The sequence below is a fragment of the Methylobacterium sp. Leaf469 genome, from assembly GCF_001424745.1.
Lineage (GTDB): Bacteria > Pseudomonadota > Alphaproteobacteria > Rhizobiales > Beijerinckiaceae > Methylobacterium.
Genome location: NZ_LMRE01000002.1, coordinates 112304 through 137507 on the forward strand (window position 1 = coordinate 112304; position 25204 = coordinate 137507).

General features: G+C 66.9%; 36 protein-coding genes and 1 riboswitch. Of the genes, 2 read left to right on the forward strand and 34 right to left on the reverse strand.

Going from position 1 to position 25204, the window contains the following annotated elements; genetic code table 11:
* Window positions 1-16: 16 nt before the first annotated feature.
* The 3 genes from gcvP to gcvT form a co-directional block, all read right to left on the reverse strand.
* A complete protein-coding gene (gene gcvP, locus ASG60_RS04355) occupies window positions 17-2863 on the reverse strand; it encodes an aminomethyl-transferring glycine dehydrogenase (RefSeq protein ID WP_056384346.1) in 2847 nt (948 codons plus the stop codon).
* Between the two features lie 32 nt (window positions 2864-2895).
* Window positions 2896-3258 (reverse strand): glycine cleavage system protein GcvH, encoded by a 363-nt coding sequence (gene gcvH, locus ASG60_RS04360; protein WP_056171313.1) that lies wholly within the window; start codon window positions 3256-3258, stop codon window positions 2896-2898.
* Window positions 3259-3325: 67 nt separating this feature from the next.
* Window positions 3326-4459, reverse strand: a complete 1134-nt coding sequence (gene gcvT, locus ASG60_RS04365) for a glycine cleavage system aminomethyltransferase GcvT (RefSeq protein WP_056384347.1) — start codon at window positions 4457-4459, stop codon at window positions 3326-3328.
* Between the two features lie 49 nt (window positions 4460-4508).
* A riboswitch (glycine riboswitch) is annotated at window positions 4509-4619 on the reverse strand.
* Window positions 4620-4843: 224 nt separating this feature from the next.
* On the opposite strand from gcvT, the gene ASG60_RS04370 reads away from it, so the two are divergent.
* Both ASG60_RS04370 and trpS read left to right on the forward strand, forming a co-directional pair.
* Window positions 4844-5617: a Fe-S cluster assembly protein HesB gene (locus tag ASG60_RS04370; RefSeq protein ID WP_056171318.1), complete on the forward strand. Its 774-nt coding sequence runs from the start codon at window positions 4844-4846 to the stop codon at window positions 5615-5617.
* A 91-nt stretch (window positions 5618-5708) separates the two neighbouring features.
* The gene (trpS, locus tag ASG60_RS04375; protein WP_056171320.1) at window positions 5709-6776 is read left to right on the forward strand and encodes a tryptophan--tRNA ligase; all 1068 of its coding nucleotides are present in this window, start codon (window positions 5709-5711) and stop codon (window positions 6774-6776) included.
* A 61-nt stretch (window positions 6777-6837) separates the two neighbouring features.
* On the opposite strand, the gene ASG60_RS04380 is transcribed toward trpS, so the two are convergent.
* From ASG60_RS04380 to tuf, 31 genes are all read right to left on the reverse strand, one after another.
* Window positions 6838-7065 (reverse strand): hypothetical protein, encoded by a 228-nt coding sequence (locus tag ASG60_RS04380; protein ID WP_056171322.1) that lies wholly within the window; start codon window positions 7063-7065, stop codon window positions 6838-6840.
* 216 nt (window positions 7066-7281) lie between these two features.
* On the reverse strand, window positions 7282-7692 hold the full coding sequence (gene rplQ / locus ASG60_RS04385) for a 50S ribosomal protein L17 (RefSeq protein WP_056091639.1): 411 nt from the start codon (window positions 7690-7692) through the stop codon (window positions 7282-7284).
* A 189-nt stretch (window positions 7693-7881) separates the two neighbouring features.
* Window positions 7882-8901: a DNA-directed RNA polymerase subunit alpha gene (locus ASG60_RS04390; protein ID WP_056171359.1), complete on the reverse strand. Its 1020-nt coding sequence runs from the start codon at window positions 8899-8901 to the stop codon at window positions 7882-7884.
* A 125-nt stretch (window positions 8902-9026) separates the two neighbouring features.
* Window positions 9027-9902: an MBL fold metallo-hydrolase gene (locus ASG60_RS04395; RefSeq protein ID WP_056384357.1), complete on the reverse strand. Its 876-nt coding sequence runs from the start codon at window positions 9900-9902 to the stop codon at window positions 9027-9029.
* Between the two features lie 77 nt (window positions 9903-9979).
* Window positions 9980-10369 (reverse strand): 30S ribosomal protein S11, encoded by a 390-nt coding sequence (gene rpsK, locus ASG60_RS04400; protein WP_056171326.1) that lies wholly within the window; start codon window positions 10367-10369, stop codon window positions 9980-9982.
* A gap of 168 nt (window positions 10370-10537) precedes the next feature.
* Complete coding sequence (gene rpsM / locus ASG60_RS04405; protein ID WP_056171364.1) at window positions 10538-10906, reverse strand: 30S ribosomal protein S13; 369 nt, start codon at window positions 10904-10906, stop codon at window positions 10538-10540.
* Window positions 10907-11142: 236 nt separating this feature from the next.
* Window positions 11143-11745 carry an adenylate kinase gene (locus ASG60_RS04410; RefSeq protein WP_056171329.1) on the reverse strand — a complete coding sequence of 201 codons (603 nt, stop codon included), beginning with the start codon at window positions 11743-11745 and terminating at the stop codon, window positions 11143-11145.
* 87 nt (window positions 11746-11832) lie between these two features.
* Window positions 11833-13170, reverse strand: a complete 1338-nt coding sequence (gene secY / locus ASG60_RS04415; protein WP_056265540.1) for a preprotein translocase subunit SecY — start codon at window positions 13168-13170, stop codon at window positions 11833-11835.
* Window positions 13171-13294: 124 nt separating this feature from the next.
* The gene (rplO, locus tag ASG60_RS04420; protein ID WP_056171333.1) at window positions 13295-13798 is read right to left on the reverse strand and encodes a 50S ribosomal protein L15; all 504 of its coding nucleotides are present in this window, start codon (window positions 13796-13798) and stop codon (window positions 13295-13297) included.
* Window positions 13799-13809: 11 nt separating this feature from the next.
* A complete protein-coding gene (gene rpmD / locus ASG60_RS04425) occupies window positions 13810-14001 on the reverse strand; it encodes a 50S ribosomal protein L30 (protein WP_056091618.1) in 192 nt (63 codons plus the stop codon).
* An 11-nt stretch (window positions 14002-14012) separates the two neighbouring features.
* Window positions 14013-14600: a 30S ribosomal protein S5 gene (gene rpsE, locus ASG60_RS04430; protein WP_056171334.1), complete on the reverse strand. Its 588-nt coding sequence runs from the start codon at window positions 14598-14600 to the stop codon at window positions 14013-14015.
* Window positions 14601-14693: 93 nt separating this feature from the next.
* Complete coding sequence (gene rplR / locus ASG60_RS04435; protein WP_056171336.1) at window positions 14694-15056, reverse strand: 50S ribosomal protein L18; 363 nt, start codon at window positions 15054-15056, stop codon at window positions 14694-14696.
* Window positions 15057-15068: 12 nt separating this feature from the next.
* On the reverse strand, window positions 15069-15602 hold the full coding sequence (gene rplF / locus ASG60_RS04440) for a 50S ribosomal protein L6 (RefSeq protein WP_056171338.1): 534 nt from the start codon (window positions 15600-15602) through the stop codon (window positions 15069-15071).
* Between the two features lie 24 nt (window positions 15603-15626).
* Window positions 15627-16022, reverse strand: coding sequence for a 30S ribosomal protein S8 (gene rpsH / locus ASG60_RS04445; protein WP_055881679.1), 396 nt, complete (start codon window positions 16020-16022; stop codon window positions 15627-15629).
* Between the two features lie 12 nt (window positions 16023-16034).
* Window positions 16035-16340, reverse strand: coding sequence for a 30S ribosomal protein S14 (gene rpsN, locus ASG60_RS04450; RefSeq protein ID WP_056171340.1), 306 nt, complete (start codon window positions 16338-16340; stop codon window positions 16035-16037).
* A gap of 39 nt (window positions 16341-16379) precedes the next feature.
* On the reverse strand, window positions 16380-16946 hold the full coding sequence (gene rplE / locus ASG60_RS04455) for a 50S ribosomal protein L5 (RefSeq protein ID WP_056171342.1): 567 nt from the start codon (window positions 16944-16946) through the stop codon (window positions 16380-16382).
* A complete protein-coding gene (gene rplX, locus ASG60_RS04460) occupies window positions 16939-17253 on the reverse strand; it encodes a 50S ribosomal protein L24 (protein WP_056091601.1) in 315 nt (104 codons plus the stop codon). The genes rplE and rplX overlap by 8 nt, the downstream gene beginning before the upstream one ends.
* A complete protein-coding gene (rplN, locus tag ASG60_RS04465; RefSeq protein WP_055949294.1) occupies window positions 17253-17621 on the reverse strand; it encodes a 50S ribosomal protein L14 in 369 nt (122 codons plus the stop codon). The genes rplX and rplN overlap by 1 nt, the downstream gene beginning before the upstream one ends.
* Window positions 17622-18478: 857 nt before the next feature.
* Complete coding sequence (gene rpsQ, locus ASG60_RS04470) at window positions 18479-18739, reverse strand: 30S ribosomal protein S17 (RefSeq protein WP_056171346.1); 261 nt, start codon at window positions 18737-18739, stop codon at window positions 18479-18481.
* Window positions 18740-18749: 10 nt separating this feature from the next.
* A complete protein-coding gene (gene rpmC, locus ASG60_RS04475) occupies window positions 18750-18965 on the reverse strand; it encodes a 50S ribosomal protein L29 (protein ID WP_056171348.1) in 216 nt (71 codons plus the stop codon).
* Between the two features lie 12 nt (window positions 18966-18977).
* On the reverse strand, window positions 18978-19391 hold the full coding sequence (rplP, locus tag ASG60_RS04480; RefSeq protein ID WP_055949287.1) for a 50S ribosomal protein L16: 414 nt from the start codon (window positions 19389-19391) through the stop codon (window positions 18978-18980).
* Window positions 19392-19439: 48 nt separating this feature from the next.
* Window positions 19440-20180 (reverse strand): 30S ribosomal protein S3, encoded by a 741-nt coding sequence (gene rpsC / locus ASG60_RS04485; RefSeq protein ID WP_055949284.1) that lies wholly within the window; start codon window positions 20178-20180, stop codon window positions 19440-19442.
* A 10-nt stretch (window positions 20181-20190) separates the two neighbouring features.
* Window positions 20191-20577 carry a 50S ribosomal protein L22 gene (gene rplV / locus ASG60_RS04490; protein WP_056384348.1) on the reverse strand — a complete coding sequence of 129 codons (387 nt, stop codon included), beginning with the start codon at window positions 20575-20577 and terminating at the stop codon, window positions 20191-20193.
* A 2-nt stretch (window positions 20578-20579) separates the two neighbouring features.
* Window positions 20580-20858, reverse strand: a complete 279-nt coding sequence (gene rpsS / locus ASG60_RS04495; protein ID WP_056091583.1) for a 30S ribosomal protein S19 — start codon at window positions 20856-20858, stop codon at window positions 20580-20582.
* Window positions 20859-20863: 5 nt separating this feature from the next.
* Complete coding sequence (gene rplB / locus ASG60_RS04500) at window positions 20864-21700, reverse strand: 50S ribosomal protein L2 (RefSeq protein ID WP_056171350.1); 837 nt, start codon at window positions 21698-21700, stop codon at window positions 20864-20866.
* Between the two features lie 27 nt (window positions 21701-21727).
* Window positions 21728-22024, reverse strand: a complete 297-nt coding sequence (locus tag ASG60_RS04505) for a 50S ribosomal protein L23 (protein WP_056091577.1) — start codon at window positions 22022-22024, stop codon at window positions 21728-21730.
* Window positions 22021-22641 carry a 50S ribosomal protein L4 gene (rplD, locus tag ASG60_RS04510; protein WP_056304900.1) on the reverse strand — a complete coding sequence of 207 codons (621 nt, stop codon included), beginning with the start codon at window positions 22639-22641 and terminating at the stop codon, window positions 22021-22023. Before rplD ends, ASG60_RS04505 begins: the two co-directional genes overlap by 4 nt.
* Complete coding sequence (gene rplC, locus ASG60_RS04515; RefSeq protein ID WP_056171354.1) at window positions 22641-23378, reverse strand: 50S ribosomal protein L3; 738 nt, start codon at window positions 23376-23378, stop codon at window positions 22641-22643. Before rplC ends, rplD begins: the two co-directional genes overlap by 1 nt.
* Before the next feature lie 50 nt (window positions 23379-23428).
* The gene (rpsJ, locus tag ASG60_RS04520; RefSeq protein ID WP_018044230.1) at window positions 23429-23737 is read right to left on the reverse strand and encodes a 30S ribosomal protein S10; all 309 of its coding nucleotides are present in this window, start codon (window positions 23735-23737) and stop codon (window positions 23429-23431) included.
* Between the two features lie 88 nt (window positions 23738-23825).
* A complete protein-coding gene (locus ASG60_RS23705; protein WP_082515272.1) occupies window positions 23826-23918 on the reverse strand; it encodes a hypothetical protein in 93 nt (30 codons plus the stop codon).
* 92 nt (window positions 23919-24010) lie between these two features.
* Complete coding sequence (gene tuf / locus ASG60_RS04525; RefSeq protein WP_056171356.1) at window positions 24011-25201, reverse strand: elongation factor Tu; 1191 nt, start codon at window positions 25199-25201, stop codon at window positions 24011-24013.
* Window positions 25202-25204 lie beyond the last annotated feature (3 nt).

Below are 25204 nucleotides of genomic sequence, written 5' to 3' on the forward strand. Positions count from 1 at the left end.
GAGACGGACGACGGCCCTACTCCGCCGCCTCGCCGTACGCCTCCACCGGTGGGCACGAGCACACGAGGTTGCGGTCGCCAAAGGCGTTGTCGACCCGGTTGATGGGCGGCCAGTACTTGTCCATCCCGAGGCTGCCGGTGGGAAAGCACGCGGCTTCGCGGGAATAGGGCCGCTCCCACGGGCCGATGAGGTCCCGCACCGTGTGGGGGGCGTGCTTGAGGGGGTTGTCGGCCCGGTCGATCCGGCCCTCCTCGATGGCGCGGATCTCCTCGCGGATCGCCAGCATGGCATCGCAGAAGCGGTCGATCTCGCCCTTGGTCTCGGATTCCGTGGGCTCGATCATCAGGGTGCCGGCCACGGGCCAGCTCATGGTCGGCGGGTGGAAGCCGCAATCGATGAGGCGCTTGGCGACGTCCTCGACGGTGACGCCGGCGCTCTTCTGGAACGGGCGCAGGTCGATGATGCACTCGTGCGCCACGCGGCCGTGCGCGCCGGAATAGAGCACCGGGTAGGCGTCGCCGAGCCGGGCGGCGATGTAGTTCGCGTTGAGGATGGCGATGCGGGTGGCCTGCGTCAGGCCGCGCCCGCCCATGAGCAGGCAGTAGCTCCACGAGATCGGCAGGATCGAGGCCGAGCCGTAGGGGGCCGCCGACACCGTCCCCTCCCCGCCGGTCTCGGGATGCCCCGGCAGGAACGGCACGAGGTGCGTCTTGACGCCGATGGGGCCCATGCCGGGGCCGCCGCCGCCATGCGGGATGCAGAAGGTCTTGTGCAGGTTGAGGTGGCTGACGTCGGCGCCGATGTCGCCGGGGCGCGCGAGGCCCACCATGGCGTTGAGGTTGGCCCCGTCGAGGTACACCTGGCCCCCGTGGAAATGCACGATGGCGCAGAGTTCGCGCACGCGCGCCTCGAACACCCCGTGGGTCGACGGATAGGTGATCATGCAGGCCGCGAGTTTTTCGGAATGGAGCTCCGCCTTCCTGCGGAAATCCTCCACGTCGATGTTGCCCTTGGCGTCCGCGCCCACCACCACGACGCTCATGCCGCACATCTGCGCCGAGGCCGGGTTGGTGCCGTGGGCCGAGGACGGGATGAGGCATACGGTGCGGTGTCCGTCCCCCCGCGACAGGTGATAGGCGCGGATGGCGAGCAGCCCCGCATACTCGCCCTGCGCGCCGGAATTCGGCTGCATCGAGATCGCGTCGTAGCCGGTGATGGCGCAGAGTTTTTGCGAGAAGTCGGCCAGGAGTTCGTGATAGCCGGCGGCCTGATCCGCCGGCACGAAGGGGTGGATCTCGGAAAACTCCGGCCAGGAGATCGGCAGCATCTCGGCGGTGGCGTTGAGCTTCATGGTGCAGGAGCCGAGCGGGATCATGGCCCGGTCGAGGGCGAGATCCCGGTCGCTGAGGCGGCGCATGTAGCGCGTCATCTCGCTCTCGGCCCGGTTCATGTGGAAGATCGGGTGGGTGAGGTATTGGGAGGTGCGGATCGACCCGTCCGGCAGGCGCGGGTCGGGCCAGGCCTCGTCGTAGGCGAGGTGGTCGCCGCCGAAGGCGCGCCACACGGCCTGGACGATGTCGGGGCGGGTCCGCTCGTCGACGGTGATGCCGATGCGGTCGGTGCCGACCTTGCGCAGGTTGATGCCGTTGGCCACCGCATTCGCCAGGATCAGGCCCTGGAACGCGCCGACCCGCACGGTGACCGTGTCGAAGAACGTCTTGGATTCCATCGCGAAGCCCAGGCTCTCCAGCCCCTGCGCCACCCGCACGGCGTCGCGGTGGACCCGGGCCGCGATGGCCTTCAGGCCGCGGGGGCCGTGGAACACGGCGTACATGCCGGCGATGACCGCGAGCAGCACCTGTGCGGTGCAGATGTTCGAGGTCGCCTTCTCGCGGCGGATGTGCTGCTCGCGGGTCTGGAGGGCGAGGCGATAGGCGCGGTTGCCGCGCGCATCCACCGAGACGCCGACGAGGCGCCCCGGCAGGGTGCGCTTGTGGGCGTCGCGGGTGGCGAGGTAGGCGGCGTGCGGGCCGCCATAGCCCATGGGCACGCCGTAGCGCTGCATCGAGCCCACCGCGATGTCGGCGCCCATCTCGCCGGGGGGCTTCAGGAGCGTGAGCGCCAGGGGGTCTGCGGCCATCACCGCCACGGCGCCGGCCGCGTGCAGGCGGGCGATGGCGTCCGAAAAGTCCTGGATGGCGCCGCAGACGCCGGGATACTGAAAGATCGCCCCGAACACCGCTGCCGGATCGAGGTCGGTCGCCGGATCGCCGACCACGATGCTCCAGCCCAGCGGCGCGGCGCGGGTCCGCAGCACCGCGATGGTCTGGGGCAGGCACTCGGCATCGACGAAGAACGCGGTCTGCCCGTTGGTGGCGATGCGGGCGGCCATGCCCATGGCCTCGGCCGCCGCCGTGGCCTCGTCGAGGAGCGAGGCGTTGGCGATGTCGAGGCCGGTGAGGTCGCAGACCAGGGTCTGGAAGTTCAGGAGCGCTTCGAGGCGTCCCTGGCTGATCTCCGGCTGGTAGGGCGAGTAGGCCGTGTACCAGGCCGGGTTCTCGAAGATGTTGCGCTGGATCACCGGCGGCATCGTCGTGCCGTGATAGCCCTGCCCGATGAGCGAGACGAGGAGCCGGTTCTTGTCGGCGATGCCGCGCATGTGCTCGAGCACCCGGCGCTCGGTCATCGACACCCCGAAATCGAGGCGCTCGGCCTGGCGGATACTGGCCGGCAGGGTCTCGTCCACGAGAGCGTGCAGGGTCTCGGCCCCCACCACGGCGAGCATGGCCTCGATCTCGTGCGTCGTCGGGCCGATGTGGCGGCGATTGGCGAAATCGTAGGGGTCGTAGCGGTCGTTGTTCATGGCGGGACCTCGGAGGTTTGAAGGAGTGGCCGCTACTTCGGGAAGGCCGCGTAGGCGGCCTCGTCCATCAGATCGTCGAGGGCGGCGGGGTCGTCGAGGCGGATGCGGTAGAGCCAGCCGGCTCCCTGCGGATCGCTGCCGACGCTCGACGGATCGGCGACCGCCGCCTCGTTGACCTCCGTGACCTCGCCCGAGACGGGCGCGTAGACGTCGGACGCCGCCTTGACGGATTCCACCACCGCCGCCGCCTCGCCCTTCACCAGGCGGGCGCCGACCTTCGGCAGTTCGATGAACACAAGGTCGCCGAGCTGCTCGGCCGCATGGGTGGTGATGCCCACCGTGGCGACATCGCCCTCGCGGGCCAGCCATTCGTGCTCGTCGGTGAATCGCAGCATGGGTCACTCCTGGGGACAGGTCGGGAAGTCGGGGCTCGGGACGAGTCTGGGGTTCAGGCGCGGGGGGTCAGGCGCGCTTGAAGCCGGCCGGAACGAAGGGCAGGCCGTTCACCACCATGGGCAGACGCCGGCCGCGCACCTCGGCGAAGACGCGGGTGCCGGGCCGGGTCAGCGCGGCCGGCAGGTAGCCCATGGCGACGGGGGCCTGCAGGCTCGGCCCGAAGCCACCGGAGGTGACGTGCCCGATGGCGTCGCCCGCCACCTCTCCGGCGAACAGGGGAGCGCCGGCCCGCACGGGCGCGGCGCCCTCGGTGCGCAGGCCGACGCGCTTGCGCGACGGACCGTCGGCGAGGGCCGCGAGGATGCGCGCCGCACCGGGAAAGCCCCCCTCCCGCGCGCCGCCCCTCCGGCGCACGGCGGGGATCGCCCAACCGAGGCCGGCCTCGACGGGGTCGGTGCCGGCGTCGATGTCCGCCCCGTGCAGGCACAGACCGGCTTCGAGGCGCAGGGAATCGCGGGCGCCGAGCCCGATGGGCCGGACGGTCCCGTCGGCGAGCAGGGCCTCGGCGAGGGCCTCGGCCCGGTCCTCGGGCACGGAGAGTTCGAACCCGTCCTCGCCGGTGTAGCCCGAGCGGGTGACGAGGGCGGACGTACCGGCGAGATCGACGGCCCGGACATCCATGAACCGCAGGGCCGCGACCTCGGGGGCGAGGCGTGCCAGGGCGGCCTCCGCCCCCGGTCCCTGCAGGGCGAGGAGGGCGCGGGGCAGCACCGCGATCTCGCAGATGCCGGTGAGATGGGCGCGCAGATACGCCTCGTCGGCGACCTTGTTCGCCGCGTTCACGACGAGGAGGAGGCTGTCACCGCACTGGGCGACCATCAGGTCGTCGCGAATGCCGCCGGATTCGTCGAGCAGGAGGCCGTAGCGCTGGCGGCCGGGACGCAGCCCGAGCACGTCGATGGGCAGCAGGGCTTCGAGGGCGCGGGCCACATCCGTGAGACTGCCCGATCGGGGGATGATCTGGATCTGTCCCATATGCGACACGTCGAACAGCCCGGCGTGGGCGCGCGTGTGCAGGTGTTCCTTGAGGAGGCCGTCCGGGTACTGCACCGGCATGGCATAGCCGGCGAACGGCACCATCCGGGCGCCGTGGCGCAGATGCAGGGCGTGGAGCGGCGTGCGGAGGGCGTCGAACGGCATCGGAATTCCCACGACAGAACGGTTCCGGACCCTCGGTCGAGTGGTCCGGTTGCCCCCATCTGTCGCGGTTACCTGAGAGCTTCTCCCGTGCGCGGACGGCGCGACGCGGGATTTCTCCTTCGGTGGACGCCGTCAGGCGCCTCTCTCCAGATTGTCGAAACGATACGGTGATTGTGCCTGAGAGTTTCCGGGGGTGGTTGCTCCGTCGGCGCCATGATCGAAATGCTTCGCACACGAAGTGCTTCGACCTGGGCTCTCCCGTATCGCCATTGCTGACGAGGGCAAGGTTACATGCCGTGCCGGGCCGCGCAAGCCTGGGCCTGACAAACCCGGAGCTTTCGTCACAGCCTGGAACCGGTCCGAATCCTCGGCGATTCCCGCTTCATGACCATCGCATCCGGACACGACCTCGCCGGCCCCCGCCCCTCGCGACGCCGCTCCACGGACCTCCCGGCCGATCCGGGCCTGGGCGAGAAGGCCTTGGAGATCCACCGGCGCCTGTGCCCGGTCTACGCGTGCCCGATCCCCTACTTCCACAGCCTCGACCCGCTGAGCGAGCTCGTCTCGTCACTCCTGTCGCATCGGACCCGGAACGCCGATTCGGGCCGGGCCTTCAAGGCGCTGCGGGCGCGCTACCCCGACTGGGCCGCGATGCTGGCGGCCCCCGTGTCCGAGATCGAGGCGACCATCGCCGGCGTGACCTGGCCCGAACTCAAGGCTCCGCGCATCCAGGCCATCCTGCGCGCCGTACAGGAGCGGCACGGTGCCCTGTCCCTCGACTTCCTGGCGGAGATGGGTGTCGACGCGGCGCGCGCTTGGCTCGAAGCGATTCCCGGAATCGGCCCGAAGACCAGTGCCGCCGTGCTGTCGTTCAGCATCCTGCGGATGCCGGCGCTCCCGGTGGACAGCCACCATCACCGCGTCGCCCAGCGCACGGGCCTGATCGGCGCGGCGATCGATGTCGGCCCGTCGCACCCGATCCTACGGGCGCAGCTGCCGGCCGATTGGAGCGCCCAGGACCTCTACGACAACCACGAGATCCTGATGCTGCACGGTCAGGCGGTCTGCCACCACCGGAGTCCGGCCTGCGGGCGTTGCGTCCTCCTCGATCTCTGCCCCACGGGGCAGGCACGGCAGGGCAAGACGACGGCCGCTTGACCGGCCCCGACGCGGCGTTCAGAAACCGCCCCTTGGCGTCCTCGCACGACGGCGCCCTTCCGACAGGACGGCACGTGAAGGACCCCGCGCGATGACCGCGTTCAAGGAGCTTGTGTTCTCGGGCGTCCAGCCCACGGGGAACCTGCATCTCGGCAACTATCTCGGCGCCATCAAGCGCTTCGTGGAGATGCAGGCGCGCGACGCGCAGTGCCTCTACTGCGTCGTCGACATGCACGCGATCACCCTGTGGCAGGATCCGGCCGCCCTGAAGGGGCAGATCCGCGAGGTCACCGCAGCGTTCCTCGCCGCCGGCATCGACCCGAAGCGGAGCATTGTCTTCAACCAGTCGCAGGTGCCCCAGCACGCCGAGCTCGCGTGGATCTTCAACTGCGTCGCGCGGCTCGGCTGGCTCAACCGCATGACCCAGTTCAAGGACAAGGCCGGCAAGGACCGCGAGAACGCATCGATCGGGCTCTACGCCTACCCGGTGCTCATGGCCGCCGACATCCTGGCCTACCGCGCCACCCACGTGCCCGTGGGCGAGGACCAGAAGCAGCACCTCGAACTCACCCGCGACATCGCGCAGAAGTTCAACAACGACTTTTCGGAGTCGATCTCGGCCCATGGCCACGATGCGGGCGAAGGCTTCTTTCCCGTCACCGAGCCGCTCATCGGCGGGCCGGCCGCCCGCGTCATGAGCCTGCGCGACGGAACGAAGAAGATGTCGAAGTCGGACGCCTCCGACAATTCGCGCATCAACCTCACGGACGACGCCGATTCCATCGCCGCCAAGGTGCGCAAGGCGAAGACCGACCCGGACGCCCTCCCCTCCGAAGTGGCGGGGCTCGCCGGGCGGCCCGAGGCCGACAACCTCGTGGGCATCTTCGCCGCCCTCAAGGACGTGTCGCGGGAGGATGTGCTGCGCGATTACGGCGGCGCCCAGTTCTCCCAGTTCAAGGGCGCGCTGGTCGAACTCGCGGTGGAGACCCTGGCGCCGCTGGGGTCCGAGATGAAGCGTCTGGTCTCCGATCCGGCCGAGATCGACGCGGTCCTGGCCGACGGGGCCGAGCGCGCCGAGGCCATCGCGGCCCCGACCCTCGACGCGGTGAAGGACATCGTCGGCTTCGTCCGCCGCGGCCCGCGCCTGCGGATGGTCTGACGCCGCCGCTCTGCCGCAGCGTGGCAGGGCGGCGGGTTGGACACGATGCGACGCGCGGCGCTTACTCCGGCTCCGACGGCGGCTTGTTGACGGCGACGCACATCTTCACCGCCTCTTCGAGCTTGATGTCGCGCGGGTTGCCGATGTTCGCCGTCTCCTCCAGGCACTTGATGAAGTAGTTGCGGTCGAGATCCGGCGAAAGGCTCGTGAACGCCTTGCCCATGCGGGTGGCGAAATCGATCTTCTCGTCCGTCGTCGCGCGCGGCCAGCGGGCGACCTTGTCGTCCATGGTCAACTTCGCCGCCTGTGCACCGGTGGCCATGCACAGGGTGAAACATAAGAGTATCCTGATAGACGCGCGCATGACGGAACCTGTGTTGCGATCGGTTACAGGCGTGATGGTAGCGCGCGGTACGTCCGAGAAAAGAAAAAGGCGGCCCGAAAGGCCGCCTTTTCTCGTTTCCTCAGCTTAGAAAGCTCTCAAGCCAACCCGAAGGCCGGCGACTTACGCCGCGTCGACGACCTGGGCCGGACCGGAATCCTTGCCGCGGGCTTCGACGTCGCGATCGACGAACTCGATGACGGCGAGCGGAGCGTTGTCGCCGTAGCGGAAGCCGGCCTTCATGATGCGGCAGTAGCCGCCCGGACGGGCGTTGTAGCGCGGGCCGATGACGGCGAAGAGCTTGCGGACCATGTCGTGGTCGCGGATCTGCGACATGGCGAGGCGGCGCGCGTGCAGCGAGTCGGTCTTGCCGAGCGTGATCAGCTTCTCGATGACCGGACGCAGATCCTTCGCCTTGGGCAAAGTGGTGATGATCTGCTCGTGCTTGATCAGCGCGGCGGACATGTTGGCGAACATCGCTTTGCGGTGCTCGGTGGTGCGGTTGAAGCGACGACCGCGAAATCCATGACGCATGATGGCTGGTCCTTATGTGATGGCCGCCGTGCCACGGTACGGCCAAGCGCCCCATGAGCGGGGCTGTTCATTCCGCATGACCCCGCGGCGGGATTCTTTTGGGAGTTCGCATCTCCGCGAACCCCCGATGGATTGGCCAAACAAACGGCGCCGAGACGCGCCAGAAAGTCCCGGCCGGGGCGGCTCGCCCTAATAATGCTCTTCGAAGCGCTTGGCGAGATCTTCGATGTTTTCCGGCGGCCAGCCGGGGATGTCCATGCCGAGGTGGAGGCCCATGGCGGCGAGCACTTCCTTGATCTCGTTGAGCGACTTGCGGCCGAAGTTCGGGGTGCGCAGCATCTCGCCCTCCGACTTCTGGATCAGGTCGCCGATGTAGACGATGTTGTCGTTCTTCAGGCAGTTCGCCGAACGGACCGACAGCTCGAGCTCGTCGACTTTCTTGAGCAGGGCCGGGTTGAAGGGGAGCTGCGGCGCGAGCGGCTGCGCCTCTTCCTTGCGGGGCTCCTCGAAGTTCACGAACACCTGGAGCTGGTCCTGGATGATGCGTGCGGCGTAGGCCAGCGCGTCCTCGGGCGTCACCGCGCCGTTGGTCTCGATGGTCATCGTCAGCTTGTCCTTGTCGAGATCCTGGCCCTCGCGGGTGGTCTCGATGCGGTAGCTGACCTTGGTCACGGGCGAGAACAGGGCGTCCACGGGGATCAGCCCGATGGGTGCGTCCTCGGGACGGTTGCGCTCGGCCGGGACGTAGCCCTTGCCGGTGGCGACGGTGAACTCCATCCGGATCTCGGCGCCGTCGTCGAGGGTGCAGATGACGAGGTCGGGGTTGAGGATCTGGACGTCGCCGACCGTGCCGATGTCGCCGGCGGTGACGAGGCCGGGGCCGGTCTTGCGCAGGGTCAGGCGCTTGGGCGCCTCGGTCTGCGAGCGGATGGCGATGGTCTTGATGTTGAGGACGATGTCGGTGACATCCTCGCGCACGCCGGGGATCGACGAGAACTCATGCAGCACGCCGTCGATCTGCACCGAGGTCACGGCCGCGCCCTGAAGCGAGGACAGCAGCACGCGGCGGAGCGAGTTGCCCAGCGTCGTGCCGAAACCACGCTCGAGCGGCTCGGCCACGACGGTGGCGACCCGCTTGGGGTCGTGACCGGTCGAGACCTGGAGCTTGTTCGGCTTGATGAGCTCTTGCCAGTTCTTCTGAATGACCACGATGCTACCTCTCGCGACGATCGGCGCGGCCCACACGGGCGGTCCACGCTCGGGTTTCGATGCTGCGCCTCAGCGCCGAAACCCCTTGAAAAGGATGGCGCTCGCCGCTTTCGCAGCGAACGGATTCAGTGTGCCGCGACCCAGAGTTCGGGGACGAAGCTGTAAGCGGCCCCGTCCCGGGCGACGTAGCCCAGGGCCGGGAATTCGAGATGGGCGCCGGCGATGAAGGTCCGGTCGGTGGCGACCTCGTCGAGGATGCGGCGGCGCACCTGGCGCGCTGCATCCACGTCGACGTCGAACACCATCCCGGCGTCCGGACGCTTGAACTGGATCGCCGGCAGGTGGACGATGTCGGCCCACATCAGGAGTGCGTGGTCGCCCGACACGATCCGATAGCCGGAATGACCCGGCGTGTGGCCGGGCAACGGGACCATGGTGATCCCGGGCGCGACCTCGCCCCCGGTCACGGTCCGCAGCCGACCCGCGTAAGGGGATGTCGCCTTGGCGGCGTTCTCGAAATAGGGCTTGGCCCCTTCCGGCGCACGGGACAGGGCACCCTCGTCGAGCCAGTGCGCCGACTCGTCGGCGTGCACGACGAGTTCTGCATTGACGAACGTCGCCGAGCCATCGGCGGTGACGAGACCGCCGGCATGGTCGGGGTGCAGGTGGGTGAGCAGCACCGTGCCGACATCCTCGGCCCGGACACCCGCGGCGGCCAGAGCCGCCGGGACACGCCCGAGGGTATCGCCCCCGAATCGACCCATGCCCGTATCGATGAGGATCGGCGCCCGGCCCGGCCCGGTGATGAGAAACGCGTTGAGGGTGATGCGAGGATCGCGCGCGCGAAAGCCGGCCGCCTGAAGCGAGCCGGCCTCATCCGTATCGATCCCGACGACGAGGTCGAGCGACCCGGGCAGGTAGCCGTCATTCAGAACCGTGACCGTGAGATCACCCAAGGTCCACCGCAGGACACCGGGAAGCGGACTCGAACCGTTCGACACGCACGTCTCCGTCACACACCTAAAATGCCGGCCGGGGCGGAGTCCTTTCGGACCGGCCCGGCCGGTTTTCGTCAGTCTTAGACGCGCCGACGCTTGCGGGGGCGGCAGCCGTTGTGCGGGATCGACGTGACGTCGCGGATGGAGGTCACGGTGAAGCCGGCGGCCTGAAGCGCGCGCAGGGCGGATTCACGGCCGGAGCCGGGACCGGAAACCTCGACTTCGAGGGTGCGCATGCCGTGTTCGGCGGCCTTGCGGGCCGCGTCCTCGGCGGCGACCTGGGCCGCATACGGGGTCGACTTGCGCGAGCCCTTGAAGCCCATGGCGCCAGCGGACGACCACGAGATGGTGTTGCCCTGGGCGTCGGTGATGGTGATCATCGTGTTGTTGAACGACGCGTTCACATGCGCGACGCCCGAGACGATGTTCTTGCGTTCGCGGCGACGAACGCGGGTTGTTTCCTTGGCCATCTTGGTTCTCGTCCTTCAAACGCGCCCGTCATACCAGGCGCTCGGGATTCTCTGGGAGGTGGCGGCGCGGGCGTGGAAGACCGTACCGACACACCGGGCCTCCGTGAGGGGTACCCGGATCGACGTTCGGGAGGCCGAGCGAACCACGGCCTCCCGAAATGCGAATGCTTACTTCTTCTTGCCGGCGATGGGCTTGGACTTGCCCTTGCGGGTGCGGGCGTTGGTGTGCGTGCGCTGGCCGCGGACGGGCAGGTTGCGGCGGTGGCGCAGGCCACGGTAGCAGCCCAGATCCATCAGGCGCTTGATGTTCATCGAGACTTCGCGGCGCAGGTCGCCCTCGACGAGATAATCGCGATCGATGGTCTCGCGGATCGACAGAACCTCGGCGTCGGTGAGCTGGTTCACACGGCGCTCGGCCGGGATGCCGACCTTCTCCGTGATCTCTTCCGCCTTCTTCGAACCGATGCCGTGGATGTACTGAAGCGCGATGACGACGCGCTTGTTGGTCGGGATGTTAACGCCAGCGATACGAGCCAAGGTCTTCTCCATCTGGGCAGCGGACCCAATCGGTCCGGCCCGGGTTATCGTGATACGCGTCCGGTGGAGACCGGCCCCTGCGTACCGTCCAGAACGACAAAGCGGCCCGCGGCAACCTCTGGCGAGGCGGCCCGGACCCAATCCGTGTGAACGAAGACCGGCCCACTAGCGCGGGCCGGTCCCCCTGTCAACTCGATGGTAACAAATCCAGCCGCTCAGGACGCCGTCGTTTCGACTCAGGACGCCGTCGTTTCGACATGGCGCTCCAGGGTCGCCATGAGATCCCCGGTGACCTCGTCGACCGGTTTCATGCCGTCGAGGGTCTCCAGCATACCGAGGCTGGCGTAATAGGCGGAGAGCGGCGCGGTGAGCTCGCGATAGGCTTCGAAGCGCGTCTTGAACACCTCGGGCGTGTCGTCCTTGCGTACGGGTTCGCCGCGGGCGGCGGTCTCGGAGGCGCGCTTGGCGATGCGTCCGATCAAGGCGTCCTCGTCCACGGCGAACTCGACCACGGTGTCGAGGGCGAGGTTCTTCTTCTCGAGCATCCGGTCGAGGGCGGCGGCCTGCGCGACCGTCCGGGGGAAACCGTCGAGGATGAAGCCGTTGCGCGCGTCCGCTTCCTCGATCCGGTCGGCGACGATACCGACGACGACGGCGTCGGGAACGAGCCCGCCGCTTTCCATGATCGCCTTGGCCTCGAGGCCCACGGGCGTACCGGCGGCCACCGCCGCCCGCAGCATATCCCCGGTGGAGAGCTGCGGAATGCCGAACCGCTCGACGATGCGCGCCGACTGCGTTCCCTTACCAGCTCCCGGCGGTCCGAGCAGAATGATCCGCATGGCGTCGTTTCCTCAGGTCCGTTCTTCTTGAAGGGCGGCGCCCTCGAAAAGGGAACGCCGTCGCTGATAGGCTCGCCCGATGGGTGCTCAGCGGCGCCGCGTGGCGCCCCGCAGCTTGGCCTTCTTGACGAGGCCTTCGTATTGGTGGGCCATCAGGTGACCGTGGATCTGCGCCACCGTATCCATCGTCACCGAGACGACGATGAGGAGCGACGTGCCGCCGAACCCGATGCTGGCCGAAGAGTACGACGCCAGGATTTCGGGCACCAGACAGACGAAGGTCAAATACAGGGCGCCGATGAGGGTGATGCGCGTGAGGACCTTGTCGATGAAGGCCGCGGTACGCTCGCCCGGCCGGATGCCGGGAATGAAGCCGCCGTGCTTCTTCAGGTTGTCCGCCGTCTCCTCGGGGTTGAACACCACCGCGGTATAGAAGAACGCGAAGAAGATGATCAGGGCGGCGTACAGCACCATGTAGAGCGGCCGGCCGTGGCCGATATAGGTCGTGATCGTCGCCAGGATGCCAGTGCCGCCGTTGTTCGCCGAGAAGCTCGCCACGGTGGCGGGCAGCAGCAGGAGCGACGAGGCGAAGATCGGCGGAATCACGCCGGCGGTGTTGAGCTTCAGCGGCAGGAACGAGGTCTGGCCCTCGTACATCTTATTGCCGACCTGGCGCTTGGGGTAGTTGATCAGGAGCCGACGCTGGGCGCGCTCCATGAACACGATGAAGTAGACCAGGGCGATGGCAGCCACACCCATGCCCAGGATGACGGCGGAGGAGAGCGCCCCGGTGCGGCTCAGCTCCAGCGCACCCACGATGGCGACCGGCAGGTGGGCGACGATGCCGGCGAAGATGATGAGCGACGAGCCGTTGCCGATGCCGCGCGAGGTGATCTGCTCGCCGATCCACATGAGGAACAGCGTGCCGCCCGTCAGGGTGATGACCGTGGACAGGATGAAGAAGGGCCCCGGCTCGATGGCCGCGCTCGAACTCTGGAGGCCGAAGGCGATGCCCCAGCTCTGGACCAGGGCCAGCACCACCGTGAGGTAGCGGGTGTACTGATTGATGACCTTGCGGCCGGACTCACCTTCCTTCTTCAGCGCCTCCAGGGTCGGAACGACCGAGGTCAGCAGCTGAATGATGATGGAGGCCGAGATGTACGGCATGATGTTGAGGGCGAAGATCGCCATGCGCTCGACGGCACCGCCGGAGAACATGTTGAACAGCCCGAGCACGCCGCCCGCCTGCTGCTGGAAGTTCCGGGCGAACTGCTCGGGATCGATGCCGGGAATCGGAATGTAGGTGCCGAGCCGGAAGACGATCAGCGCACCCAGGGTGAACCAGATCCGCTTCTTGAGCTCGTCGGCCTTGGCGATGGCCCCGAAATTGAGGTTCGCGGCAAGCTGCTCGGCGGCTGAGGCCATGGCACCGGTTCCTGAGTCACGATTCGCACGGGAGCGAACAGCTCCCCGATAAACTGAAACGGCGGCCACGCGCGAGGTCGCACGGGCCGCCGCTCAGAGGTTCGACTTAAAGTCGGTCTCGAGTCTACGCAACCACGCGGGCGGGCTTGCCACGGGTGGACACGCCGTCGCCGAAGGTCACGGTGACGGTTCCGCCGTTCTTTTCGACGGCCTCGATGGCCGACTTCGACGCGCGGGTCACCTCGAAGGAGACCTTCGTGGTCAGCTCGCCGACGCCGAGGAGCTTGACGCCGTCACGGGCACGGGCGCACACGCCCGCGGCGATCAGGGTCTCGACGGTGACGACCGCACCGGCTTCGAGACGACCGGCATCCAACGCCTGCTGGACGCGGCCGAGGTTCACCTCGTTCAGGTCCGTCGAGTACAGGTTGTTGAAGCCGCGCTTGGGCAAGCGACGATGCAACGGCATCTGGCCGCCCTCGAAGCCCTTGATGGACACGCCGGTGCGGGCCTTCTGACCCTTCACGCCGCGTCCAGCGGTCTTGCCCTTGCCGGAGCCGATGCCCCGGCCGACGCGCATCCGGTTCTTGGTTGCGCCGGGATTGTCGTGGAGTTCATTCAGTTTCATGATGCCCTCCCTCAGGCCGCGTCGCCAAGGACACGCACGAGGTGCTGCACCTTGCGGATCATGCCGCGCACGGAGGGGGTATCCTCCAGCTCGGAGACCCGGTGCAGCTTGTTGAGCTTGAGGCCGATCAGCGTCGCGCGCTGGTCGCCCTCACGGCGGATCGGCGAGCCGATCTGCTCGATACGGACGGTCTTCTGTGCCATCTGACCCTCCCTCAAGCCACTGCGGCTTCGGACAAGTCGGACGGATCGGCGTCACGACGGCGGGCCTGGAGCGCCGACACCTTGAGACCGCGACGGGCCGCGACGGAGCGCGGGCTGTCCTCGTTCTTGAGGGCGTCGAAGGTGGCGCGCACGAGGTTGTAGGGGTTCGAGGAGCCGAGGCTTTTGGCCACCACGTCCTGCATGCCCAGCGTCTCGAAGACGGCGCGCATCGGGCCGCCGGCGATGATGCCGGTACCCTGAGGAGCGGCGCGCAGGATGACCTTGCCGGCACCGTGACGTCCCTGGACGTCGTGGTGCAGGGTGCGGCCCTCACGCAGGGCCACGCGGACGAGGCCGCGCTTGGCGGCTTCCGTCGCCTTGCGGATCGCCTCGGGGACTTCGCGGGCCTTGCCGTGGCCGAAGCCGACGCGGCCCTTCTGATCGCCGACGACGACGAGGGCAGCGAAGCCGAAGCGACGTCCGCCCTTCACGACCTTGGCGACGCGGTTGATGTGGACGAGCTTGTCCACGAACTCGCTGTCGCGCTCCTCGCGCTCATCGCGGCGGCCGCGGCCCCCGCCTTCACGTTCACGTGCCATTCTTACACTTCCATCTCACTGGCGCGGGTGGCGGACCCGCTCGCTTGAATCGTCAGGACGGGGAACGGCCGAAACCGCTCCCCTCCGCCAATCTTAGAACTCGAGACCGCCTTCGCGGGCGGCGTCGGCGAGCGCCTTGACGCGCCCGTGATAGAGGTAGCCCGAGCGATCGAAGATCACCTGGGTGACGCCGGCTGCCTTGGCGCGCTCGGCGACGAGCTTACCCACCGCCTGGGCGGCAGAGACGTCGGCACCGGTCTTCAGACCGGTCCGCAGATCCTTGTCGAGGCTGGACGCCGCCGCGAGGGTCTTGCCCGCGGCGTCGTCGATGACCTGGACGTAGATCTGCTTGGAAGAACGGAACACCGAGAGCCGGGGCCGTCCGTTGGCCGCCGCCCGCAGCGCGCGGCGCACACGCGCCTTGCGGCGGTCGAGTGCATCGATTTTGCGTGACATGTTGGCCGGCCCTTACTTCTTCTTGCCTTCCTTGCGGAAGATGAACTCACCCGCGTACTTCACGCCCTTGCCCTTGTAGGGCTCGGGACTGCGATAGTCGCGGATCTCGGCTGCCACCTGGCCGACCACCTGCCGGTCGATGCCGGAGATGACGATTTCGGTGGGCTTCGGCACCGCGATCGTGATCCCGACGGGGATCTCGTACTCGATGTCGTGGCTGTAGCCGAGCGAGAGCTTGAGTGCCTTGCCGGCCATCGCGGCGCGGTAACCCACGCCGGTGATCTCGAGCTTCTTCTCGAAGCCCTTGGAGACGCCCTCGACGAGGTTCGCCACCTGGGCACGGGAGGTGCCCCACAGCGAGCGGGCCTCCTTGGTCTGGTTCCGGGGCTGCACCGAGACGGCGCCGTCCTCGAACTTCACGTCGACCACGTTGGGAACGACGTACTGGAGCTCGCCCTTGGAGCCCTTCATCTTAACCGTCTGACCGGTCACCGTGGCCGTCACACCGGACGGGACGGGAACGGGCTTCTTGCCTACGCGAGACATCGCCTTATTCCTCCAAGTCCAGGATCAGAACACCTTGCAGAGCACTTCGCCGCCGACGTTGCGCTCGCGCGCCTCGTGGTCGGCCATGACGCCCTGCGGGGTGGACACGATGGTGACGCCGAGACCGTCGGCGACACGCGGCAGCTCGCCGACCGACGAGTAGACGCGGCGGCCGGGCTTCGATACGCGCTGGATCGAGCGGATGACGGGCTGGCCGTCGTAGTACTTCAGCTCGATGGCGAACTCGGTGCGGCCGTTGCCGTAATCCGTGGTCGCGTAGTCACGGATGTAGCCCTCGGACTTGAGGACGTCGAGCACGCTGGCACGCAGGCGCGAACCGGGCGTCTGAACGACGTTGCGGCGGCGCTGCTGACCGTTGCGGATGCGGGTGAGCATATCACCCACGGGATCGTTGACCATGGTGGTTGCTCCTTACCAGCTCGACTTGACGAGACCGGGGATCAGACCCTGGTTGCCGAGTTCGCGCAGCGCGATGCGCGAGATGCCCATCTTGCGATAGAAGGCACGCGGACGGCCGGTGATGCCGCAACGGTTGCGGACGCGGGTGGGCGACGAATTGCGGGGCAGTTCCGCGAGCTTGAGGCGCGCCTCGAAGCGCTCCTCCATTTCGAGGGACTGATCGTTCGCCGTCGCCAGCAGGGCTTTGCGCTTGGGAGCATAGAGCTTGACCAGCGCTTCGCGGTGCTTGTTCTTCTCGATGGAGCTTTTCTTTGCCATTTCTCTCTCCGGTGTCCGCGTATGAGACCTAAGCAGGCCTCACTGCCGGAACGGGAATCGGAACTGCGTGAGGAGCGCACGCGCCTCAGCATCGGTGCGGGCCGTCGTCTGGATGACGATGTCCATGCCCCAGGTGGCCTCGGCCTTGTCGTACGAGATCTCCGGGAACACGAGGTGCTCCTTGAGGCCGAGCGCGTAGTTGCCGTTGCCGTCGAACGAGCGGGGGTTCAGGCCGCGGAAGTCACGCACGCGGGGAAGCGCGATGGTGACGAGGCGGTCCATGAACTCGTACATGCGCTGGCGGCGCAGGGTGACCTTGCAGCCGATGGGCATGCCCTCGCGGACCTTGAAGGTCGCGATGGCCTTGCGGGCCTTGGTGATGACCGGCTTCTGACCGGCGATGAGGGCCAGATCGCCGGCGGCGACGGAGGCCTTCTTCGAATCGGCGGTGGACTCGCCGACACCCATGTTGATGACGATCTTTGAGATCGTCGGCACCTGCATCGGGTTGGCGTAGCCGAACTCTTCGATCAGCTTCTGACGAACGACTTCGTCGTAATGCTTGCGCAGGCGCGGGACGTACCCGTCAATGTTCTTCTCAGCCATCGATCTGGTCCCCCGTGGTCTTGGCGAAGCGAACCTTGCGGCCGTCTTCGAGGATGCGGAAACCCACGCGAGTCGGCTTGCCGTTCGCGTCCTGCAACGCGAGATTCGAGAGCTGGATCGCAGCTTCCTTGGAGACGATGCCGCCTTCCTGGTTCTGCGTCTGCTTCTGGTGCTTCTTGACCAGGTTGATGCCACGCACGAAGGCGCGGTCTTCCTTGGGGAGCACCTGGGTGACCTCGCCGGAGCGACCCTTGTCACGACCGGTGAGAACGACGACCGTGTCGCCCTTCTTGACCTTAGCGGCCATTACAGCACCTCCGGCGCGAGCGAGATGATCTTCATGTGGTTGCGGGCGCGAAGCTCGCGCGGCACCGGTCCGAAGATGCGGGTGCCGATCGGCTCCTTCTGATTGTTGATCAGAACGGCGGCGTTCTTGTCGAAGCGGATCACCGAACCGTCGGGACGCTTCACTTCCTTGGCGGTGCGCACGACGACGGCCTTCATGACGTCGCCCTTCTTCACGCGACCCCGAGGAATCGCTTCCTTGACCGAGACCACGATGATGTCGCCGACACCGGCGTATTTACGCTTCGACCCGCCCAGAACCTTGATGCACATCACACGGCGTGCACCCGAGTTGTCGGCGACGTCCAGATTCGTCTGCATCTGGATCACGGGCAGTGACCTTTCTTTGTTTCAGGCGGGTTTCCGCACGCGGACGGTATTGTCCGGCGGACGACGCCTGAGGGGGATCTGATGTCCCCGGCTCATATGACGAACCGCGCTATCGGTGCTTTCACACCGGCGCGGTCACCGCGTTCGAAAGGTGCGAGCACCCCTCTCAACTGTCGCGAAGGCATGCCCAATACATCAGCCGGCTTGCCGGTGCAAGGCCCGTCGCAGGAACCGCCCGAGAAACCGTCCCGCCGGCGATCCACGATGCCGTGGCCGGAACCCGGACGCCCAGGAACCCGAAGCAACCTTCCCGAACAGGATCCACTCTGCGTCGCGGACCCTGAGAGGGTTTGCACGGATGCCGAACGCATCGCCCGGCTCGCTCGTCGCATCGCGTCCGAGCCGCGTTCGGCCTACCGGGCACCTACAAGGACGCAGTATCGGTCCGGGCGCGGATCCCGACCTATGGCCTCGCGGACATCGTCGATTCGGTCGAGCCCTACGGCAGCATCATGGCCAGCGATTGGTCGACGGTGGCGCAGCGGGAGAAGCCGGCCGCGGCCGCTACGACGGCGCCTGATACGGTGTCCGCCCGATCACCTCGGATCGAGCGGGCGCGACGGGCTCCCTCTCCTGGAAGGTGCGAGGACCCGCGTTTCACCGCGTCACCGAACGGATCAGCCGGAAACCATATGAGGCGCCCTGATCCGGCGCCGTCTCGGACGGCCGAGAGGATCTCCGCGGTCGGGCGGACGACGCAGGCGTTCAGCATCCCGGTGCGGAACCCTTTCTCCGCCGGGCACAAAAAAACGGGCGCAAAAACCTGCGCCCGTTTTTGGTCGGTCCTGACGACGACGTCACGCCTCGGCGGCGGGAACCTCGGACGCGGCGCCGGAGATCAGCTGCCAAGTCTTGGTCTTCGAGAACGGACGGCATTCCTCGATCGACACGGTCTGGCCGACCTTGGCCACGTTGCCTTCGTCGTGGGCATGATAGTTCTTCGAACGACGGACGGTCTTCTTCATCACCGGATGGGTGAAGCGACGCTCCACCTTCACGACGACGGTCTTCTCGCCCTTGTCGCTGACGACGACGCCCTGCAATACGCGCTTCGGCATGGTGTACTCCTCAAGCCTGCGCGGACTTCAGCGTCTTCTGACGCTGAAGTGTACGGACGCGGGCGATATCGCGGCGGACTTCGCGGACCCGCGCGACGTTCTCGAGCTGGCCGGTGGCACCCTGGAAGCGCAGGTTGAACTGCTCCTTCTTCAGGTTCAGCAGCTCATCGCTCAGCTGATCGGGCGACAGGGCGGCGAGATCCGACTGTCTCTGTGACGACTTCATGATCCCCTCCCCTCAGTCAGCGATGCGCTGAACGACGCGCGTGCGGATCGGGAGTTTGGCCGCGCCGAGGCGCAGGGCCTCCTTCGCGACGTCCTCGGCCACGCCGTCGACTTCGAACATGATACGACCGGGATGCACGCGGGCAGCCCAGAATTCGGGAGCACCCTTACCGGAGCCCATGCGGACTTCGGTGGGCTTGGCCGTGACCGGAACATCCGGGAAGATCCGGATCCAGACGCGGCCTTGACGCTTCATCTCGCGGGTGATCGCGCGGCGGGCCGCCTCGATCTGCCGCGCGGTGATGCGCTCGGGCTCGACGGCCTTCAGGCCGAAGGTCCCGAAGTTGAGGTCGAAGCCGCCCTTGGCCGCACCGTGGATGCGACCCTTGAACTGCTTACGGAACCTGGTCTTCTTGGGTTGCAACATGGCAGCCTCTCAACACCTTTCTAGGGCGACGGGGTCACGAACACGCCGTTAGGCGTGCTCGCGCCGGCCGCGCTCGCGGCCACCCTCGCCATCGCGCTCGCGACGGCCGCCCGAACGGCCACCCTCTTCCTGCGCCTTCTTATCCTGTGCCATCGGGTCGTGCTCGAGGATCTCGCCCTTGAACACCCAGACCTTGATCCCGCACGTCCCGTAGGTCGTGAAGGCGGTGGCGACACCGTAATCGACATCGGCCCGGAGGGTATGCAGGGGCACGCGGCCCTCGCGGTACCATTCCTGACGGGCGATCTCGGCACCACCGAGACGACCGGAGCAATTGATCCGGATGCCCTCGGCGCCGAGACGCATGGCCGACTGCACGGCACGCTTCATGGCGCGACGGAAGGCGACACGGCGCTCGAGCTGCTGGGCGATCGAGTCGGCCACCAGGGTGGCGTCGATCTCGGGCTTGCGCACCTCGACGATGTTGATCGTCACGTCGGCCTTGGTCAGGGTGCCGACGAGCTTGCGGAGCTTCTCGATGTCCGCGCCCTTCTTACCGATCACCACGCCCGGACGACCCGAGTGGATGGTGACGCGGCATTTCCGGTGCGGACGCTCGATGACGATCTTCGAGACGGCAGCCTGCTTCAGCTGCTTCATGAGGGCGGCGCGGATCGCGACGTCCTCGTGCATGAGCTTGGCGTATTCACCCTTCTGGGCGAACCAGCGGGAGTCCCAGGTCCGGTTGATACCGAGCCGCAGACCGATCGGATTGACTTTCTGGCCCATCAGGTCCTCCTCACGCCGCTTCGGCGGTCGGGACTTCGCGCACCACGATGGTGAGGTTCGCGAAGGGCTTCAGGATGCGGGCGCCGCGGCCGCGGGCACGAGCGTGGAAGCGCTTGAGCACGAGGGCCTTTCCGACGAACGCCTGGGCGACGACGAGATCATCGACGTCCAGATTGTGGTTGTTCTCGGCGTTGGCGATGGCGCTCTCGAGGCACTTCTTGACCTCGCGGGCGATCCGCTTGCGGGAGAATTCGAGATCGGCGAGGGCCGACTCAACCTTCTTGCCGCGAATGAGCTGCGCGACGAGATTGAGCTTCTGGGGGCTGACGCGCAGCATGCGCGCGACGGCCTGAGCCTCGTTCTCGGGGAGCGCGCGGGGAGTGGCGGGCTTGCCCATGATCAGCGCCTCTTCGACTTCTTGTCGGCTGCGTGACCGTGGAAGGTACGGGTCGGCGAGAATTCACCGAACTTATGACCGACCATTTCCTCGGACACGTAGACCGGGATGTGCTTCTGCCCGTTGTGCACACCGAAGGTGAGCCCGACGAACTGCGGCAGGATCGTGGAGCGGCGGCTCCAGATCTTGATGACTTCGTTGCGGCTGGATCCGCGCGCGGTCTCAGCCTTCTTGAGGAGGTAGCCGTCGATGAACGGCCCCTTCCAGAGCGAGCGTGCCATGATGGTTACTTCTTGCGGTTGTGACGGCTGGACAGGATGAAGACGTCGGTCCGCTTGTTCGAGCGGGTCTTCTTCCCCTTCGTGGGAACGCCCCAGGGCGTGACCGGGTTACGGCCGCCGGACGTGCGTCCCTCACCGCCGCCGTGCGGGTGATCGACCGGGTTCATGGCGACACCACGAACGTGCGGGCGCCTGCCGAGCCAGCGGTTACGACCCGCCTTGCCGAGCGAGATGTTCATGTGGTCCGGGTTCGACACCGCGCCGACGCTGGCGAAGCACTGACCGTGGACCAGGCGCTGCTCGCCCGAGTTCAGGCGCAGAGTGACGTAGCCCTGGTCGCGCCCGACGATCTGAGCGTAGTTGCCAGCGGAGCGGGCGATCGCGCCGCCTTTGCCGATCTTCAGCTCGACGTTGTGGACGATGGTGCCGACCGGCATGTTGCCGACGGGGCCGGCATTACCCGGCTTGATGTCGACCTGCTCGGCCGCGATCACCTTGTCACCCGGCGAGAGACGCTGGGGCGCGATGATGTAGCTCTGCGTGCCGTCCGGGAAGGCGATCAGCGCGATGAACGCCGTGCGGTTCGGATCGTACTCGATCCGCTCGACGGTGGCGCTCACACCCATCTGAACGCGACGCTTGAAGTCGACGTTGCGCAGGGTGCGCTTGTGACCGCCGCCACGGAAGCGGACGGTGATGCGGCCGAGGTTGTTGCGGCCGCCGGACGACGACTTGCCCTCGGTGAGCTTCTTGACCGGCTTGCCCTTGTAGAGCTCACGGCGGTCGACGAGCACGAGCTGGCGAAGGCTCGGCGTGACCGGTTTGAATGTCTTCAAGGCCATCGGTGGTAATCCTTAACCCGACTTGTCTCAGAGGCCGGTCGTGACATCGATCGTTTCACCCTCGGCGAGGGTCACGATCGCTTTTTTCACGTCCGAACGCTGTCCGCGAAGCCCGCGGAAGATTTTCTTCTTGCCCTTGGTCACGAGCGTGTTCACGCCCGTCACCTTGACGTCGAACAGCTTCTCGACCGCTTCCTTGATCTGCGGCTTCGTCGCCTTCGGGGCAACCCGGAAAACGACCTTGTTCTGTTCGGTGAGGTTCGTCGCCTTCTCGGTGATGACCGGGGAGACGATGATGTCGTAGTGGCGCGGATCGGCACTCATTTGAAACGCGCCTCCAGCGCATCGATCGCTGCGCGCGTCAGCACGAGCTTGTCGCGACGCAGGATGTCGTAGACGTTGATGCCCTGGATCGGAAGCACGTCGATCATCGGGATGTTCCGGGCGGCGCGACCGAAGTTCACGTCGACCTCGGATCCGCTGATGAACAGCGCGCTCGACAGACCCATCTTCTCGAAGCGGGCGGCGAGATTCTTGGTCTTGCCGTCCTCGAGCTTCACGTCGTCGATGATGATGAGGGTCGAATCCTTCACCTTCGCCGACAGGGCATGCTTGAGGGCCAGGGCGCGGACCTTCTTGGGCAGGTCGTGGGCATGGGAGCGCACGACCGGACCGAAGGCGCGTCCACCGCCGCGGAACTGCGGAGCGGAGGCGGCGCCGTGGCGAGCGTTACCGGTGCCCTTCTGCTTGTACAGCTTCTTGCGGGTCCGGTTGACGTCCGAGCGGTTCTTGACCGCATGGGTGCCGGCCTGACGCTTGGCAAGCTGCCAGCGCACCATGCGCTGGAGCAGGTCCACGCGGGGCTCGAGACCGAAGATGGTCTCGTCGAGCTCGACGGAGCCGGCTCCGGCGCCGTCGAGGGTGGTGATATCGAGCTTCATCACGCGTTCTCCTCGGAAGCGGGAGCCTCGGGAGCCGGGGCGTCGGAGACGGGCGAAGCGCCGAGCTCACGGAACTTGCCAGGCTGCGGAACGTCCGCGGGGAGCTTGCGCTTCACCGCGTCGCGAATCTGGATCCAGCCGCCGGCGACGCCGGGAACCGCACCCTCGACCAGGATCAGGCCACGCTCGACGTCCGTGCGGACGACGCGCAGGTTCTGGGTGGTCACCCGATCGACGCCCATGTGACCGGGCATCTTCTTGTTCTTGAAGGTCTTGCCGGGGTCCTGACGGCCACCGGTCGAACCGATCGAGCGGTGCGACACGGACACGCCGTGGGTCGCGCGCAGACCACCGAAGTTCCAACGCTTCATACCACCGGCGAAACCCTTGCCCGTGGTGGTGCCCGTCACGTCGACGAACTGGCCCGGGATGAAATGGTCGGCGGTGATCTCGGCGCCGACCGGGATCAGCTTGTCTTCCGACACGCGGAACTCGGCGAGCTTCTGCTTGGGCTCGACCTTGGCGACCGCGAACCGGCCGCGCTCGGCAGCCGACACGTTCTTCACCTTGGCCTTGCCGACGCCGACCTGAAGGGCGACGTAACCGTTCTTCTCGACGGTACGGTGGGCAACCACCTGGCATTGATCGATTTTAAGCACTGTGACCGGAACATGTTCGCCTGCATCCGTAAAGATGCGGGTCATGCCGACCTTCTGTGCAATGACGCCTGAGCGCATAGGTGTCTCCCCTCGCGCGATTTACGGTAAGCTCTAAATCCCCGCGGGACTTAGAGCTTGATCTCCACGTCCACGCCGGCAGCGAGGTCGAGCTTCATGAGCGCGTCCACGGTCTGCGGCGTCGGATCGACGATATCGAGGACGCGCTTGTGGGTGCGCATCTCGAACTGCTCGCGCGACTTCTTGTCGATGTGCGGCGAGCGGTTGACGGTGAACTTCTCGATATGCGTCGGCAGCGGGATCGGACCACGGATGGTGGCACCGGTGCGCTTGGCCGTCGAGACGATCTCGCGGGTCGATGCATCGAGGATCCGATGATCGAACGCCTTGAGGCGGATACGAATATTCTGACCGTTCATGACCTAAACCTTGGCGGGGCGATATCGGGGCGGGCGCGAGGACCCGCCCCTCTGTCGTTCCCTGCAGACGTGACCGTGGGACGGAAGACTACTCGTTGATGGCGGCGACGACGCCTGCGCCGACGGTGCGGCCGCCTTCACGGATGGCGAAGCGCAGCTTCTCTTCCATGGCCACCGGCACGATGNACCTAAACCTTGGCGGGGCGATATCGGGGCGGGCGCGAGGACCCGCCCCTCTGTCGTTCCCTGCAGACGTGACCGTGGGACGGAAGACTACTCGTTGATGGCGGCGACGACGCCTGCGCCGACGGTGCGGCCGCCTTCACGGATGGCGAAGCGCAGCTTCTCTTCCATGGCCACCGGCACGATGAGGGTGACGTCCATGGTCACGCTGTCGCCGGGCATCACCATCTCGGTGCCCTCGGGGAGAACGCACACGCCGGTCACGTCCGTGGTGCGGAAGTAGAACTGCGGGCGGTAGTTGGTGAAGAACGGCGTATGGCGGCCGCCCTCCTCCTTCGTCAGGATGTAGGCCTCGGCCTTGAACTTGGTGTGGGGCTTGACCGAGCCGGGCTTGCACACGACCTGGCCGCGCTCGACGTCCTCGCGCTTGGTGCCGCGCAGGAGCACGCCGACGTTGTCGCCGGCCTGGCCCTGGTCGAGGAGCTTGCGGAACATCTCGACGCCCGTGACCGTCGTGGTCTGGGTGTCGCGGATGCCCACGATCTCCACGGTCTCGCCGACCTTGACGATGCCGCGCTCGACGCGACCCGTCACCACCGTCCCGCGGCCCGAGATCGAGAACACGTCCTCGATGGGCATCAGGAACGGCTTGTCGATGGGACGCTCCGGCTGCGGGATGTAGTCGTCCACGGTCTTCATCAGGGCGATGACGGCGTCGTGGCCGACGGCCTTGTCGCCGTTGTCGAGGGCCACCTTGGCCGAACCCTTGGTGATCGGGATGTCGTCACCGGGGAAGTCGTACTTGGAGAGGAGCTCGCGCACCTCCATCTCGACGAGCTCGAGGAGCTCCTCGTCGTCGACGAGGTCGACCTTGTTGAGGAACACCACCAGGGCCGGCACACCGACCTGGCGGGCAAGCAGGATGTGCTCGCGGGTCTGCGGCATCGGGCCGTCGGCGGCCGACACCACCAGGATCGCGCCGTCCATCTGCGCCGCACCCGTGATCATGTTCTTCACGTAGTCGGCGTGGCCCGGGCAATCGACGTGGGCGTAGTGGCGGTTGGCGGTCTCGTACTCGACGTGCGCCGTCGAGATGGTGATGCCGCGGGCCTTCTCCTCCGGCGCCTTGTCGATCTGGTCGTAGGCCGTGAACGTCGCACCGCCCGACTCGGCCAGGACCTTCGTGATCGCCGCCGTCAGCGACGTCTTGCCGTGGTCCACGTGACCGATCGTGCCAATGTTGCAGTGCGGCTTCGTACGAGCGAATTTCTCTTTGGCCATCGT